Below are 14,286 nucleotides of genomic sequence, written 5' to 3' on the forward strand. Positions count from 1 at the left end.
CGGGGATGATTTCCCCGCCTGATGTGATTACAGGTTAGCGTTGCTTATCGCCTCGGTCCAGCAAGCCATATCGGTTACGCAACTTGTCAGCGTAGTCCTGGCAGTTGTTCGACTTGCTTGTACCTTTGATCAATTTGTATTTTCCGGGATTGATACTATCAATGGCGCGGTGCATTCGCTTGTCGTCGTAGTGTTTATCTTCAAGCCTGAACTTGTTGATATCCTCATTATTCCACGTAACGCCTTCTTTGTAAAATCCAACGTTATTGCCGGTGCCGTCTTCAAAGAAGCCATGTTCATGCTTCAGTTCATAGTTTCTTTGATCAGCAACGGAACCATCTGTGCCGATCCAATGGGCACCATCGGGTAAGAAATCTAGGGGTCTTTTTCCGAATCTAAATAACCCCAACGGGTCTACCCCATTCACCGGATCATCCAAACAATACCCATACCAATCAGGATCGCCACCGTTATCCCCTATGGGATCGGGTGCGGTCCATCTACCGGTATTTATGTCGTAATCCCGCCAGCCGAAGCGGACGAAGCCCAGGGCCCGGTCATGCAGCCCGCCCGCAAAGCCAATGGGTGCGCGGAATACCGGATGGGTGTCCTCGATGATGCCGCCGAATGGATCGTACAGGACCTCCTTTATCACGTCGCCGTGTGGGGCGGCAACAACGCGCAGGGAGCCGACCTGGTCGTAGTGCAGGGTGAACACGGCACCGTCTTCGCGGCGCATGGCTGAAGGTAATCTTTCGCCTTCAGCATATCCGAACTCGTAGCCCATTCGTCCGTCGTGGAAGGCTCCCAGGCGGATGAAGTCGAGCCATTGGTAAGCCTCGACAAGTTGGCCGTTCAGGTACTTGGCAGCCCGCCTGCCGTCCTCGTCATGGCGGAAGGTGTAGACGCGGTTTTGGTCTTCCACCTCCATTTTGAGCAGCCGGTAGTCCGGCGCATACTCGTAGAGATGGTACGTACCGCCGTTTGACCAGATAGACCGGAACCCGTTGTCGTCGTGGGTGTACGTGTTGTTGCCCGCGCGGAGCAGGCGGTTGTCCATGGTGTACTGGTAGTCGCGGTAGTGCGGCCCGGCGGTTGCGGGCAGGTAGTCCCGGATGCGGCGGCCTTGCCTGTCGTAGTGATACTGGCAGATCAGCCTGCCGTCCAGGTGCGCTTCGAAAAGACGGCCTTCCGTGTCATAGGCATATTCCCAGGTGACGGATTTTCCGGCCACGGTTTCCTGTTTTTCGATGATTCGACCATCCCGGTCGTGCCGCAATTGGTATGAATAGGGGGGCATTGTCACCTCGCTGGTTTCGTTCCCGGAGACCCTCTCCGGGAATCCGAATCAGCATACCTCCGGTTTTCGGCAAAGCCCGGTTTTGTGAACGAATGTATAGTAAAAACGGGCTATAGGATTAAATGAGTACTTGACATGCTTACGAAATCGACTGCTTTGGTCAGCGCTCAAGGGTGGCAGGGGAGGGGAGGCAAAAGAAAAAACCGCCGATCTTTCGATCAGCGGTTTTCAAATATATGGAGCTGCTGGGCGGGATTGAACCGCCTACCTCATCCTTACCAAGGATGCGCTCTACCGATTGAGCTACAGCAGCGTTCCGGCTGTTTTCGAAGAAATGGCAGGCCGATTTTTCATCGGCCCGCCGGGGTATTTCTTCGTTTGGTCGGGATGAAAGGATTTGAACCTTCGACCCCTTGAACCCCATTCAAGTGCGCTCCCAGACTGCGCTACATCCCGACGCGAAGTGAGTAACTAGCCGTGCGCGGGTTCGTTGTCAACGCTTTTTTAAGAAAAAAAGTCAACTTGGCGTTTTTTTTGAGGAATGTTTACGACCCGCGCGGCTTTTATCGTTGAGGGACATGGAATTTATAATGGCGTTTTTTCTTGGTCGTGTATAATAACAAGGCAGGAACGCTGGATAACCCCAGGAGGAGAGTCGCGCCGGATGGTGCGGCCGCTTCGGGTGAACCATCACATAATGTAAATTTAATCAGGGGGTTGGCATGGCTGATGAAGCTCTGAAAGACATCAATCAGTTTTTGACCTTCACGTTGGGCAAGGAGATCTTCGCCCTGGATATCGGAACGGTCCGCGAGGTCCTGGAGCTGACTTCCATCACCAAGATCCCGAGGACGCCCAAATTCATGCGCGGCGTCATCAACCTGCGCGGCCACGCCGTGCCCGTGGTGGACATGCGCCTCAAGCTGGGCATGTCCAAGGGCGAGGACACGGTGGACACCTGCATCATCATCGTGGAGATCGAGTACGAAGGCGAGTTTACGATCATGGGCGCGCTGGTCGATTCCGTGCGCGAGGTCTTCGAGATGACCCCGGACACCATCGAGCCCGCTCCCAAGATGGGCGCGGCCATCAACGCCGAGTACATCAAAGGCATGGGCCGCCAGAACGAGCAGTTCATCATCATCATCGACATCAACAAGATCTTCTCCGCCGAGGAACTGGCCATCGCCAAGGATATGGCCAGCCTGGGAGGCGCTGACCGCGCCCCGGCCCCGGAAGAGTCTGCCGCACCGGCGCAGGCCTAGAGTCGAAACAAAACCCCCCGTCCGGAAAGGGCGGGGGTATCTTTTTGCTTATTGGCCGTCGGACAGGGCGTCCGCCTTCACCTGAATGGCTCCCAGGTGATAGGCTGTGTGCGCCAGCACCCCGGCCGCGCCCCAGGCCGCCTCCATGTCCGAAGGGGCCTTGCGCTCGATGGCCTCCAGCAGTCTCTTTGCCTGATCGGCCATTCTTTGGAGGAGCGTCCGCCATTCCTGTTCATTCACCGTGGACACGGCCCAGCTGGAATTCCAATCGTATTCCCTGTCCCGTACCCCCTCGATCCAGTCCGTGAAGGCGTCCAGGCTGAAGGCCACGTGCAGGGCGTGGGTGGCGATGGACGCACCCGCGACCGGGGTCGACGCCTCTGTTGCGGACAATCCTTGCAGCAGGGCGAGCAGGCCGCCCTGGCCGGGTTCCAGAAAAGCGCCACGGTCCTCTGCGCCGTCGAAGCATTCCCGGACCACGCCGATAACGGTCCGGACCAATTCCTGTGCGGAGATGAAAGGCGATTGCATGGTTTCTCCTTTGACGAGAGGGCTATTCCTCCCAGTTCATCATTTTGTCCCAGCGGACCTTGCCTTCGGTTTTTCTCTGCTTGCGTAGCAGCACGTAAAGCGCTCCGGCCCCGCCGTGTTTGGGCTGGGCCGTGCAGAAGGCCAGGACCGCGCGTCTGAGCGGTTCCTTGGTCAGCCAACTCTCGGCCTCGGTGCGCAGGACGGGCTGGCCGCCGGGGGAGTTCCGGCCCCGTCCGGTGACCACCAGCACGCAGCGATGTCCCTGCAGATAGGACTCGCGGATGAAGAAAAGCAGGGAGTCGCGCGCCTGGTCCGAGGTCATGCCGTGCAGGTCCAGGTGGGCGGCCACGCTCAGGGAACCGGCCTTGAGCCGCTGGAAAATCTTGATGTCCAGGCCGCGCACGTAGCCGTACATGAACTCGTCGGTGTACTCGAGCTCGAACTCGATGTCGCCGCGCATGAAGCGGTCCAGGTCGTTGCCGGTCTCGTCCTCGAGGGGCAGGGGCGGCGCGGAAGCGACGGCCGGGGCGACCTTGCGGCCGCTCTTGCCATCCATTGGCCGCACGCCGTGCATGGCGGCCATGAAGATTTCCTCGGCTTGGGGGTCGCTCTCGGGGTTGACTTTTTCTTTTGGAGGCTCATTTTTCTGATACGGAAGCGAATAGATGTCCTCTTTTTCCTTCTTGAATTTGATCTGCTTGAGATCGCCAAGGTTGTTCATGCGTTTCTTGCCCATCATGTAACCTTCCTTTGGTCGAGCCGAGTATATCCGAAACCCTCGAGGGGGTGGTGGCTGGTGCCGCCCGGCGCAGCGAGCGCTGGACTTCCGCGACGTGCTTGAGTAATGAGCCTGTTGCACATCATTCAAAGCGAGGAATTACATGCTGACCATTGAAGACTTGCATGTCAATATCGGCGACAAAGAGGTCCTGCGAGGGATCGATCTACAGATAAACGACGGGGAGACCTTCATCCTGTTCGGACCCAACGGTTCGGGCAAGACCTCCCTGCTCATGACCCTGATGGGCTTCTCCGGCTATGAGGTGACCAAGGGCAGGATCGTCTTCAAGGGGGAGGACATCACCGACGCCCCCATGTACGAGCGCGCCCGCCTGGGCATGGGCATGTCCTTCCAGCGGCCGCCGACCATCCACGGCCTGCGCACCCGCCATCTGGTGCAGATGTGTTCGCGCAAGGGGCAGGTCAACACCGACCTGCTGGCCGAGACCGTGAACATGGGCGAATTCCTCGACCGCGACATCAACGCGGGATTCTCCGGCGGCGAGATCAAGCGCTCCGAACTGCTCCAGCTCATGGCCCAGCAGCCCGACCTGGTGCTCTTTGACGAGCCCGAGTCCGGCGTGGACATGGAGAACATGCAGCTGGTGGGCAAGGTGGCCCGCGACGTTCTGGACGGCAAGTTCAGCGTGGCCCCGGACCTGAGCCTCAAGGAGCGCAAGGAGCGGGTCAAGACCGCCGGCCTGATCATCACCCACACCGGGTACATCCTCGACTACGTGAACGCCGACCGGGGCCAGGTCCTGTACCAGGGCCATCTGTGCTGCGAAGGCCGCCCCAGAGACATTCTGGACCACATCCGGGAGCACGGCTACCAGGAATGTGTCCGCTGCATGAACTAGCCCGGCACGGGAGATATAGATATGAGTAAAGTCGATCTGAAGAATTTCAAGTTTGACGGCCTCAACCAGGAGGCCATCACCGATCTCAGCGCCCTGTCCGACGAGGACAAGGACCAGCTTCTCATGGCGGGCGTGGTCTCCGACCTGTCCACCCGGTCCGCCTCCTACCTGCAGATGGACCAGTCCGCGGTGCACTGTCAGTCCCGGGACGAGGGCGTGGAAATCATGGACATCAAGGACGCCCTGAAGAAGTACGACGGCCTCAAGGAGTACTTCTGGACCCTGGTGGACAAGGACAAGGACGAGTTCACCCGTTCCGCATACGACAACCTGCACGGCGGCTATTTCATCCGCGTCAAGGCCGGGGCCAAGATCAAGGACCCGATCCAGTCCTGTCTGATGCTCAAGTCCGAGAACGTGGGCCAGAACGTCCACAACCTCGTGATCATCGAGGAGGGGGCCGAGGCGCACATCATCACCGGCTGTTCCGTGGCCCACGGCACCAAGTCCGGCGCCCACCTGGGCATCTCCGAGTTTTTCGTCAAGAAGAACGCGTCGCTGACCTTCACCATGGTTCACAACTGGTCCGAATCCGTGGCCGTGCGGCCGCGTTCGGCGGGCGTGGTCGAGGAGGGCGGCAAGTTCCTGAACAACTACGTCCTGCTCAAGCCGGTCAAGGACCTGCAGATGTATCCCGCCATCACCTTGAACGGCAGGGATTCCCTGGCCCGCTTCAACTCCGTTGTGGTGGCCACCGAAGGCTCGCTCCTGGACATGGGCAACCGCGTGATCATGAACGCCCCGGAGACCCGGTGTGAGATCATCGCCCGGACCATTGCGGCGGGCGGGACCATCATCAACCGGGGCCACATCGCCGCCCACCACGTGCCGAGCAAGGGCCACCTGGAATGTCAGGGGCTGATCCTCGGCGGCGGGCGCATCTGGGCCATTCCCGAGCTGGACGGGACGGTGGAGGGCGTGGAGCTCTCCCACGAGGCTTCGGTGGGCAAGATCGCCCAGGAGGAGATCGAGTATCTCATGGCTCGGGGCATGGACGAGGACGAGGCCACCTCAACCATCGTGCGCGGCTTCCTGAACACCGATATCATGGGGTTGCCCGATCGGTTGCAGAAGGAAATCGACAAGCAGATCGAGGAGTTGCAGGCGTCCAACGCCATGTAGTCGACAACAATGCACATCACGGGGGCGGCGGCTTCGGCCACCGCCCCCTTTGTTTTGCCGCTCAGGGTTGAATTTGCCCTTGAACAAACCGTGTTGACGTACTAATCAATGGCATTCATTTTCAAGAAAAGCGTGTGACAGGGAGTGCCGAATGACGAAGAAGGAAGGGATCCTGCTGGCGGCCCAGGAACTGTTCGCCCGCTGCGGCTATGCGGGCACGACCATGAAGATGGTCGCCGAGCAGGCTGGGGTGGCTTCGGGTCTGGTCTTTCATTACTACGAGTCCAAGGAAAACCTGTTCATGGTGGCCGGGGCCGAGTTGATCAACGACATGGTCGCCCACCTTCGCAAGGCCACGGACGAGACGGCCACCGGCTGCGAGGCGCTGGGCACCTTTGTCAAAGCCTACCTGGACTTCACCATCGAGCATGAGAAGACCTTCCCCACGATCATCCGCTGTTCGCCGTTCAGCGACGACAACCCGGACCTGGACCGCGAGAAGATCGCGGCCAAGTTCCTGAACCTCATCCACCTCATCGAGGACATCCTGCGGCGCGGGATCGAGGACGGCTCCATGCGGGACCTGCCGGTTCCCCAGACTGCCTTCATGGTCTACGGCGTCATCGTCGGCGCGGTCCGTACCCGGTTCCTCACGCCCTACGACATCCCCGGCCTGTTCGCCGAGGCCAGGGAATTCGTCCTGCACAGCGTCTGCGCCTAGATTTTCGCACTGTTTTTTTTCATGCCTGATTACAGAGGACATCTGGCCGGAGGGCTCTTTTTCGGCGTCATGGGCCTGGTGGGCGCGATCCTGCTTGGCTGGATGGTCTTTGATCCGCTCATGGCCGCCGCGCTGCTCGGCTTCTGCCTGCTCGGGGCGCTGTTTCCGGACGTGGACACCAACTCCAAGGGACAGAACCTCTATTACGCGGTCTTCGTGCTCGTGGACCTGGGGCTGATCATCAAGGGATTGTACGTCTGGGCCGCCTGGTTCGGGCTTTTCTCCATGCTTCCGGCCGTGGGCTCGCACCGGGGCTGGACCCACACCTGGTGGGCCATGCTCCTGGTTCCGCTGCCTATCGTGGTCATTCCCCTGTTCATGCAGACGCAGGGGCTCGTCCTGCACTTTGCGCCGTTCTACGCCGCCTTTGTGCTGGGCTACTTCTCCCACCTCGTCCTGGACGGGGAATTCAGATAGATTCGGGGTACGGGGCGCGAAAGGCGCGCCCGGCAGGTCAGCCGCGAAGGCCCTTGTACAGGGCCATGTACCGGTCGGCCATCTTCACGTCCGTGTAGCCGGTGACGGATTCCGCACCGCCCTCGACCAGCCGGTCGCGGAGTTCCCGGTCGTTGACCAGGCGGACGATGCACGCGGCCAGGTCGGCGGCGTCGCGGTTCTTGAAGACCAGGCCGTCGCGTTCGTGGGTGACCAGCTCCAGGTTGGAGGGCAGATCCGAGGTGATCACCGGGGTTCGGGTGGCCCAGCCTTCCTTGATGACCGCGTTTGACCCCTCGCCGTCCACGGACGGGACGGTCAGGATGTTGATCTCGGGCAGGACCTCGCGGCTGTCACGGTAGCCCAAAAAGAGGATGGAATCCGCCAGTTTGAGCTTCTCGGCCTGCTTTTTGAGGTCCTGCGCAAGGGGGCCTTCGCCCGCGATCATGCACTGCCAGTCCGGCATGTCAGGGGACTTGCGCAAATGGGCCAGGGCCTCGATGAGGACCTCGAACCCTTTTTGCGAGCTGAGCGCGCCCACGGCGCCGAGTGTCAGCACCGGGTGCTGGCGCGATTCGGTGGAGTACATGGCCGGATCGATGCCGCTGTGGATGACCGTGGTCTTTTCCTCGGGCACGCCGCAATCCACCAGAACCTCCTGGATCTCGCGGCTGACGGCCACCATGACGTCGCCCAGCAGGTACTTGTTTTTGCTCCAGCCCGGCTTGAGCCGGTAGGACACGCGTCGGCTGTGGACCAGTCGGAAGGTGTTGCGCAGCTTTTTGGCCATGGCCCCCAGGGACGCCCCCTTGGCGTCGTTGGTGTGGACCACGTCCGGCTTGAAGGATTTGACGATCCCGAGCACCCGGAGGATGTTCATGGGGTTGTAGTCGGTGTGCCCCGGGAGCTCGGTGAAGGGGATGCCGTCGGCCGTGAGCAGGGGCTTGAGCGGCGAGTCTCCGGGTATGGCGACCAGGGGTTCGAACCGTTCGGCACGGTGCAGCGCCCGCGCCAGATAGTATACCTGGCGCTGTCCGCCACGCATGATCTTGCCCAGGTCGAGTAACAATACCTTCAACGTAAACCTCTTTTATTCCAAAGCCTTTTTCGTCGCCTCGGCAACGGCTTCCAGGCTGGGGCAGACCGCGAATCCGGCCTTGCCCATGGTTTCCAGTTTTTGCTGTATGCCGCCGCCTGCCTCCAGAATGGCTCCGGCGTGGCCCAGTCGTTTGCCCGCGGGGGCGGTCTGTCCGGCGATGAACGAGATGACCGGTTTGGCGAATCCCGTGCGGACGACGTATTCAGCCAGATTCTCTTCCGCCTGTCCACCGATTTCACCAAGGATGATCACGGCCCTGGTCTGGTCGTGATTCCGAATCATTTCGAACATATCAACAAAATCGACCCCGATGAACGGGTCGCCGCCGATGCCCACGCATATGGATTGACCGATTCCGGCCCGGGTCAGGCGGTCGGCCACCTCGTAGGTCAGGGTGCCGCTGCGGGAGAGCACGGCCACCGGTCCGGGCATGAACGGCATGGTCGGCATGATCCCGATCTTGGTCTTTCCCGGGACGATGATGCCCGGCGTGTTCGGGCCCACGATGCGGGTGCGCGACCCTTTGGCCCGTTCGAAGGCGGCCAGCATCTCGTGCTGGGTGATGCCCTCGGTGATGCACACGGTCCAGGGGATTTCGTTGCTCACGGCCTCGGATACCGCGTCGGCGGCCATGCGCGGCGGCACGAAGATGATGGACGCCCCGATGTCGTGGCGGCGTTTGGCCTGGGCTATGGAGTCGTAGACCGGGACGCCGAGGGTTTCCTGGCCGCCCTTGAACGGGGTCACGCCCGCCACCACGTTGGCTCCGTACTCCTGCATGAGCCGGGTGTGCAGCTGGCCCTCGCGGCCGGTGATGCCCTGGACCAGGATGGGGGTGTCCGCGTCGATGGCGAAGAGTGCGTTGCTGCGCCAGTCCGTGGGCGCGGGGCGCGGGCCGAGCGGGATGTCCAGGGGAGCGGGATGGTCCGTCGGCGTACCGTTCTCGGGCCGGATGGTGTCCAGTATGGCGATGGCCGCCTGCATGTCCCCGGCCATGTGCAGGTTGTCCACGTTCAGTTCGCGCAGGATTCTCAATCCGGATTCGGCGTCCTTGCCGGACATGCGGACCACGATGGGTTTTTGGGGGGATTTGCCCCCGAGGGCTCCCCGCATGGCCAGGGCGACCTTTTCGCAGGAGAGTATCCCGCCGAAGAGATTGATGAAGATCGCTTTGACCTGGTGGTCGCCGAAAAGCAGCTCCAGGGCGGTCTCCATGCGCTTCTGGTCGGCTGCGCCGCCCAGGTCCAGGAAGTTGCTGGCGGGCAGGCCGGAGAAATTGAGCAGGTCCATGGTGGCCATGGCCAACCCCGCGCCGTTGACCATCAGCCCGACCCAGCCGGGCAGGCGGACGAAGGACAGCCCGGCGTCGCGGGCCATGTTCTCTTCGGGCGCGGCGTGTTCGCGCTGGTAGTACGTCTCGGCCTCGGGGTGCAGGTCCGCGAAGTTGTCGTCCATCTCCACTTTGCCGTCCAGGGCCACCAGCCGATTGTCCGGGGTCAGGACCAGTGGGTTGATCTCGGTCAGAAGTAGGCCGTTGTCGAGCAGGCAGCGGAACAGAGTGTCCAGGAACAAAGCGAATTCCTTGAACAGTTCCTTGCCCAGGCCGAGGTGGAAGAAGGCCGCCCGGACCTGGTGCGGGGCCGGACCTTCGGGCAGGCGTATCTTCTGGACCAGGAGGTTGTCCTCGCCCTGTTTTTCGACCTCCACGCCTCCCTGGCGGCCGCAGGTCAAGAGAATGCAGCGTTGTTGCCGCGAGACGGACAGGGAGAGGTAGAACTCATGGGCGATGTCTTCGCCCGGCTCCACGCGGATGAACGGCACGGACTCGCCCTTGATTTCTCGGGCGAACAACTTGCGGGCCTTGGCCGGGAACTCGGCCGGGTCGTCGATGCGCAGGATGCCCCCGGCCTTGCCTCGGCCGCCGGACAGGACCTGGGCCTTCAGGAACCAGGGCAGGGGGAAGGCGGCGGCGAATGCGTCTTCCTCCCCGGGGAAGACCGCCACGCCTAGCGGGACGGGGATGGAGGCCGTTGCGAAGAGGAGTTTGCTATTGTGCTCATTGAGTAACATGAATGGCTCCTGGGCTTGGCTTATGGGACGCTGGAACCTTAGTGGGTTTGAGCGCTTGAATCAATGTAAATATATTGACCATGGCGTAGTTTGGGGAGAAAATGGGATCTTAGGGGCGATAAAAGCCCTGAAAGCGGAGGAATCGTGTCAGACATCAGTGATTTTGCCGACCAGCTGCAGGCGGATGTGATCTCGGACATGGCCGAGAGCTTCTTCGGCGACAGGAAGGAACTGGACAATGCGCTCGAGGCCTTCGCGCTCATGGTCAAGGAGTTCATGCCGGTCATCGAGACATTGTTCCGGGCGGCGGCGACCCTGCGGCTGCTGCTCCTGGACGAGACCACCGCCGACGCCTTCTGCAATGAGCTCGGCCTCGATTCGGGCCGCATCCCTCCGTCCGAAGGGGCTCCCATCCTGGTCCGCGAATCCCTGCCTTTCGCCCTGACCGCCAAAGGGCGGTACGTGGCCTGCGTGGAAGCGGCCTACCAGGGGCTCTTCGACGCCATCCGGGATTACCTTCACGGGCACAGCTACAACGACCCCAAGCGGCCCGGCCGCAAACGGATGACCATGCACTACAAGCGACTGGAAGAGATCGCCGGCATCATCAACGAGAAGATCCACAAGGCCAACAACGACCGGTCCGTGTCGTCCGTGCTTCGGGAAGTGAAGAACATGAACCCGGATCAGATGGAGCGCGAGGACCTGCTCGGCGACGTCAGCTACTGCAGGGGGGAAGGGCTCGACAGGGACATGTGCTTCATGCCCATCGATTTTGACGGCTACCGCTTCCCCGAGGTGGAGGAACTGCCTCCGGTGAACGAGATCAGACCCGCCATGAAGCGGTTTGCCAAGCGCGTCTATGGCCTGCGCCGGGACGAGGCGGTCAAGGCCGTGCGTGCGTTCGGGGGGCGATGATTTCCGCCGCTAGGCCTCGTTGATCCGGGCGAGGATCTTTTCCAGGGTCTCGGGCACTTCGGCCTCGGAGACCTGGCAGGTTCCCACGGCCCGGTGCCCGCCGCCGCCCAGGGCGAGCATCAGAGAGCCCACATCCACCTTGCTCGTTCGGTTGACGATGGAGTGGCCCACGGTCAGGACCACGTTCTGCTTCTTGAATCCCCAGATGACGCGCACGCTGATGGAGCACTCCGGGAACAGGGTGTAGACCATGAACCGGTTGCCGCAGTAGATGGTCTCCTGGCGGCGCAGGTCCATGACCACCGCATCGCCGTGGACCACGGCGTTGTCCCGCAGCATCTTGACGAAATCATCGCTGTCCCCGAAATACTTGTCCACGCGTTCCCTGACGTCGTTGATCTCGAGAATCTCCTGTGCCGTCATGGTCCGGCAGTATTCGATCATGTCGAGCATGAGCTGGTAGTTGCTGATGCGGTAATTCCGGTAGCGGCCGAGTCCGGTCCGGGGGTCCATGATGAAGCCGAGCAGGATCCAGCCGGTGGGGTTGGTGATCTCCTCGACGGTCAGGTTCGCGGAATCCACCTTGTCCACTGCCTTGACGAAATCGTGGCAGGCGGCCGGGAACTTGTCCGCGCCGTAGTATTCGTAGACCACCCGCGCGCAGCTGGGCAGCGGCTTGCTTTCGCCTTCGAACTCGATGTCGTCCAGCCTGTCTTTTTCACTGGTGTGGTGGTCGAACCACAGGCCGCAACCCTTCACATAGGGCACGTTGGCCAGAACGTCGTCGGGGCCCACCTCCACCCGGCCGTCCTGTAGGTCCTTGGGGTGGGCGAACAGGTAGTCGTCGATGATGCCGAGGTGTTTGAGCAGGGTGGCGCAGGCCAGGCCGTCGAAGTCGGATCGGGTCACGAGTCTCATGCGGATTCTCCATGTATCGCAGATGATTGCCGGTTGGCTTCGCCTGTCTTATGCAGGATGGCGCATTATTAGACGGTTGAGGAATAATTGTCAAAACCGTTGTCCGGCGGTCAGCCGTTGCGCAAGACCTGGGCCCGGAGCAAGCGCAGCTTTTCGCCGGACTCGGCCCCGTGGTTCATGTCCTGCGGAGCGAGCCGGACCGGCAGGATGGCCGCCAGTTCCGCCCGTGCGCGCTCGAAATGGTCCTCGCCGTGATCGGCCAGGACGAGCTTGAACAGGGGGGCGAGGGTGCCGGACAGGTGTAGGTCCATGAGCAGGTCAACCCGAGTGCCCGGGCGCAGGTGGCCGTAGCGTGCGGCGGTCATGTGCCAGCGCGCGGCCTTCATGCCCGCGCTCTTGTATTCGTTGGGCATGCGCAGGCGCAGGGCGGCGGCCTCGGCCAGGGGCACGCCCGACAGGTCGTGGCCGTAGTGGCGGGGCCACCGTTCACGGGGCGTCAGGGTCTTGCCCAGGTCGTGGGTCAACCCCATCCAGACGGCCACCGGGTCGCCCGCCAGGTCGTCCATGATCCGGCAGGTGTGGGTCAGCATGTCGCTGTTATGGTAGGGAAGGGGGCCCGCCGGGACGGTCCGGCCGGTCTCGAACTCCGGAAACCACGGCAGCAGGCAGTCCGCATCGGCCAGCAGCCGCAGGAAGTTGCCGGGCTTCGGGCTCTCCAGGGCCTTGCGCAGTTCAGGCACCACCCGGTCGGCGGAGATGTCCGCGAGGCGTCCCGAGGCGCCGATCGCGCGCATGGCCTCGATCAACTCGGCATGAGCCGTGAAATCCGGCAGCTGGGCGGAAAATCGGGCCGCGCGCAGGACGCGCAGGGGGTCGTCGGCCAGGGAATGGTCCGAGGCCGGGCGCAGGATACGCGCCGCCAGATCGTCGAATCCTTGCGGGTGGCAGACGAGCTCGCCGTCATCGTCGAGCAATTGCGCGTTGACAGTCAGGTCGCGGGATTTTAATTCTTCATCAAGGGAACCGGCCCTGGGAAAGGAAAACTCCAGGCTGTCCACCAGGAAGACCGGAAAGGTCCGGCCCACCTCGCGGGCGTTCGGAAAGGCCTGGCGGAACTCCTCGCGGGTGGCTCCCGTGACCAGGTAATCCCTGTCGTGCAGGGGCCTGCCGAGCAGGAGGTCGCGGACCGCGCCGCCAGCCAGATAAATTTTCATTGCCCACCTGTAGCACAAGGTAACCCATGCTTCCACAAGGAATTTTTCTCATGGACGGGGCGACGGCCCACGAGCCGCCGGTCCATCGGCTCTGGCAGGAAGATCTGCGCCAATACGGTCCCTGGGAACCGGCCCGCCCCGAAGGGGACGCGGTCCCGGCGGGCTGGCTCAGGGGCGGCGGGCTGGCGCACGGCACCGTGGTCGTGGCCCGGACATGCGCCAGCACCATGGAGCTGGCCTCGCGGCTGGCCGCCGACGGGCTGCTCGGCCCGTGGGGCGCGGTGATCTGCGCCCGGCAGACGCAGGGCAGGGGGCAGCTTCGGCGGCCGTGGGCGTCTTTTGCCGGAAACCTGCACGCCTCCATCGTGCTCCCGCCCGCACCCGCGAAAGGGGCGTGGGCCAAGGCGTTGTCCGATCTCCTGCCCCTGGTCGTCGGGCATGTGTTCTCCGAGGTCCTGGGCGGCCTGGGCGCGGATCTCAAGGTCAAGTGGCCGAACGATATTCTTCAGGAAGACCGCAAGGTTGGCGGAATGCTCATCGAAGAGCGAAATGGTACGTCCATCGTCGGTGTAGGGCTGAATCTCGCCGACTGTCCGGATGACTCGCAAATGCGCGAAGATCGTTCGGTGCCCGCGGCGAAAATCAGGCTTCCGTTCTTTTCTTCCGGCCCCGTGGCCCTCCTCGATCAGCTTGTAAACCATGGGAAAACCGTGTATGCAGTAATGCTCGACGAGATTCCACCCCCTCGATTCATCTCTATGTTCGAGAGCAACCTCGCCTGGTTCGGACGAACTATCTTGGTCAAGGAAGGAGACGATAGCTCCTATGAGGCTCTTTTGGCGGGCCTTTCCTTGGATGGTGGACTTGTTCTTCGTCGAGACGGGGGGGAGTCGGTGCTGTATTCGGGGTCGATATTTCCTCTCTAGTTCCCGC

At 61.9% G+C, this 14,286-nt stretch carries 14 protein-coding genes and 2 tRNA genes; 7 read left to right on the forward strand and 9 right to left on the reverse strand.

The window, feature by feature from the left end; all coding sequences use genetic code 11:
• Positions 1–34: 34 nt before the first annotated feature.
• From ACR42D_RS08670 to ACR42D_RS08680, 3 genes are all read right to left on the reverse strand, one after another.
• Complete coding sequence (locus tag ACR42D_RS08670) at positions 35–1,300, reverse strand: RHS repeat domain-containing protein (RefSeq protein ID WP_484566417.1); 1,266 nt, start codon at positions 1,298–1,300, stop codon at positions 35–37.
• Positions 1,301–1,537: 237 nt separating this feature from the next.
• Positions 1,538–1,613 (reverse strand) — tRNA-Thr (locus ACR42D_RS08675).
• Positions 1,614–1,679: 66 nt separating this feature from the next.
• Positions 1,680–1,756, reverse strand: a tRNA-Pro gene (locus tag ACR42D_RS08680).
• Positions 1,757–2,022: 266 nt separating this feature from the next.
• Between ACR42D_RS08680 and ACR42D_RS08685 the strand changes: the two genes are divergently transcribed.
• A complete protein-coding gene (locus ACR42D_RS08685; protein ID WP_484566418.1) occupies positions 2,023–2,565 on the forward strand; it encodes a chemotaxis protein CheW in 543 nt (180 codons plus the stop codon).
• Between the two features lie 48 nt (positions 2,566–2,613).
• Here ACR42D_RS08685 and ACR42D_RS08690 read toward each other — a convergent pair whose 3' ends face one another.
• Positions 2,614–3,096: a DinB family protein gene (locus ACR42D_RS08690; protein ID WP_484566419.1), complete on the reverse strand. Its 483-nt coding sequence runs from the start codon at positions 3,094–3,096 to the stop codon at positions 2,614–2,616.
• 22 nt (positions 3,097–3,118) lie between these two features.
• Positions 3,119–3,835, reverse strand: a complete 717-nt coding sequence (locus ACR42D_RS08695; RefSeq protein WP_484566420.1) for a Smr/MutS family protein — start codon at positions 3,833–3,835, stop codon at positions 3,119–3,121.
• A 142-nt stretch (positions 3,836–3,977) separates the two neighbouring features.
• Between ACR42D_RS08695 and ACR42D_RS08700 the strand changes: the two genes are divergently transcribed.
• The 4 genes from ACR42D_RS08700 (at position 3,978) to ACR42D_RS08715 (ending at position 7,116) form a co-directional block, all read left to right on the forward strand.
• The gene (locus ACR42D_RS08700) at positions 3,978–4,736 is read left to right on the forward strand and encodes an ABC transporter ATP-binding protein (protein ID WP_484566421.1); all 759 of its coding nucleotides are present in this window, start codon (positions 3,978–3,980) and stop codon (positions 4,734–4,736) included.
• Between the two features lie 21 nt (positions 4,737–4,757).
• Positions 4,758–5,918, forward strand: coding sequence for a SufB/SufD family protein (locus tag ACR42D_RS08705; protein ID WP_484566422.1), 1,161 nt, complete (start codon positions 4,758–4,760; stop codon positions 5,916–5,918).
• Positions 5,919–6,069: 151 nt separating this feature from the next.
• Positions 6,070–6,639: a TetR/AcrR family transcriptional regulator gene (locus ACR42D_RS08710; protein ID WP_484566423.1), complete on the forward strand. Its 570-nt coding sequence runs from the start codon at positions 6,070–6,072 to the stop codon at positions 6,637–6,639.
• Positions 6,640–6,660: 21 nt separating this feature from the next.
• Positions 6,661–7,116, forward strand: coding sequence for a metal-dependent hydrolase (locus ACR42D_RS08715; protein WP_484566424.1), 456 nt, complete (start codon positions 6,661–6,663; stop codon positions 7,114–7,116).
• A 37-nt stretch (positions 7,117–7,153) separates the two neighbouring features.
• On the opposite strand, the gene ACR42D_RS08720 is transcribed toward ACR42D_RS08715, so the two are convergent.
• Together ACR42D_RS08720 and sucD are read right to left on the reverse strand one after the other, a co-directional pair.
• Positions 7,154–8,212, reverse strand: coding sequence for a glycosyltransferase family 4 protein (locus ACR42D_RS08720; RefSeq protein ID WP_484566425.1), 1,059 nt, complete (start codon positions 8,210–8,212; stop codon positions 7,154–7,156).
• A gap of 12 nt (positions 8,213–8,224) precedes the next feature.
• The gene (gene sucD / locus ACR42D_RS08725; RefSeq protein WP_484566426.1) at positions 8,225–10,303 is read right to left on the reverse strand and encodes a succinate--CoA ligase subunit alpha; all 2,079 of its coding nucleotides are present in this window, start codon (positions 10,301–10,303) and stop codon (positions 8,225–8,227) included.
• 144 nt (positions 10,304–10,447) lie between these two features.
• Between sucD and ACR42D_RS08730 the strand changes: the two genes are divergently transcribed.
• Positions 10,448–11,221, forward strand: a complete 774-nt coding sequence (locus ACR42D_RS08730) for a hypothetical protein (RefSeq protein WP_484566427.1) — start codon at positions 10,448–10,450, stop codon at positions 11,219–11,221.
• 9 nt (positions 11,222–11,230) lie between these two features.
• Here ACR42D_RS08730 and ACR42D_RS08735 read toward each other — a convergent pair whose 3' ends face one another.
• Both ACR42D_RS08735 and ACR42D_RS08740 read right to left on the reverse strand, forming a co-directional pair.
• Positions 11,231–12,139 (reverse strand): exopolyphosphatase, encoded by a 909-nt coding sequence (locus ACR42D_RS08735; RefSeq protein WP_484566428.1) that lies wholly within the window; start codon positions 12,137–12,139, stop codon positions 11,231–11,233.
• Positions 12,140–12,249: 110 nt separating this feature from the next.
• The gene (locus tag ACR42D_RS08740) at positions 12,250–13,353 is read right to left on the reverse strand and encodes a tRNA nucleotidyltransferase/poly(A) polymerase-related protein (RefSeq protein ID WP_484566429.1); all 1,104 of its coding nucleotides are present in this window, start codon (positions 13,351–13,353) and stop codon (positions 12,250–12,252) included.
• Between the two features lie 50 nt (positions 13,354–13,403).
• Between ACR42D_RS08740 and ACR42D_RS08745 the strand changes: the two genes are divergently transcribed.
• Positions 13,404–14,279 carry a biotin--[acetyl-CoA-carboxylase] ligase gene (locus tag ACR42D_RS08745; protein ID WP_484566430.1) on the forward strand — a complete coding sequence of 292 codons (876 nt, stop codon included), beginning with the start codon at positions 13,404–13,406 and terminating at the stop codon, positions 14,277–14,279.
• Positions 14,280–14,286 lie beyond the last annotated feature (7 nt).

This window comes from Pseudodesulfovibrio sp. lm2024, assembly GCF_051175575.1.
GTDB classification, from domain to species: domain Bacteria; phylum Desulfobacterota; class Desulfovibrionia; order Desulfovibrionales; family Desulfovibrionaceae; genus Pseudodesulfovibrio; species Pseudodesulfovibrio caledoniensis.

Excerpts from the sequence above, each read along its gene's own strand:
- ACR42D_RS08740 (WP_484566429.1), bottom strand. The coding sequence starts at position 13,353 with ATGAAAATTTATCTGGCTGGCGGCGCGGTCCGCGACCTCCTGCTCGGC.
- ACR42D_RS08685 (WP_484566418.1), top strand. The coding sequence starts at position 2,023 with ATGGCTGATGAAGCTCTGAAAGACATCAATCAGTTTTTGACCTTCACG.
- ACR42D_RS08705 (WP_484566422.1), top strand. The coding sequence starts at position 4,758 with ATGAGTAAAGTCGATCTGAAGAATTTCAAGTTTGACGGCCTCAACCAG.
- ACR42D_RS08735 (WP_484566428.1), bottom strand. The coding sequence starts at position 12,139 with ATGAGACTCGTGACCCGATCCGACTTCGACGGCCTGGCCTGCGCCACC.
- ACR42D_RS08710 (WP_484566423.1), top strand. The coding sequence starts at position 6,070 with ATGACGAAGAAGGAAGGGATCCTGCTGGCGGCCCAGGAACTGTTCGCC.
- ACR42D_RS08670 (WP_484566417.1), bottom strand. The coding sequence starts at position 1,300 with ATGCCCCCCTATTCATACCAATTGCGGCACGACCGGGATGGTCGAATC.
- ACR42D_RS08745 (WP_484566430.1), top strand. The coding sequence starts at position 13,404 with ATGGACGGGGCGACGGCCCACGAGCCGCCGGTCCATCGGCTCTGGCAG.
- sucD (WP_484566426.1), bottom strand. The coding sequence starts at position 10,303 with ATGTTACTCAATGAGCACAATAGCAAACTCCTCTTCGCAACGGCCTCC.
- ACR42D_RS08690 (WP_484566419.1), bottom strand. The coding sequence starts at position 3,096 with ATGCAATCGCCTTTCATCTCCGCACAGGAATTGGTCCGGACCGTTATC.
- ACR42D_RS08700 (WP_484566421.1), top strand. The coding sequence starts at position 3,978 with ATGCTGACCATTGAAGACTTGCATGTCAATATCGGCGACAAAGAGGTC.
- ACR42D_RS08715 (WP_484566424.1), top strand. The coding sequence starts at position 6,661 with ATGCCTGATTACAGAGGACATCTGGCCGGAGGGCTCTTTTTCGGCGTC.
- ACR42D_RS08695 (WP_484566420.1), bottom strand. The coding sequence starts at position 3,835 with ATGATGGGCAAGAAACGCATGAACAACCTTGGCGATCTCAAGCAGATC.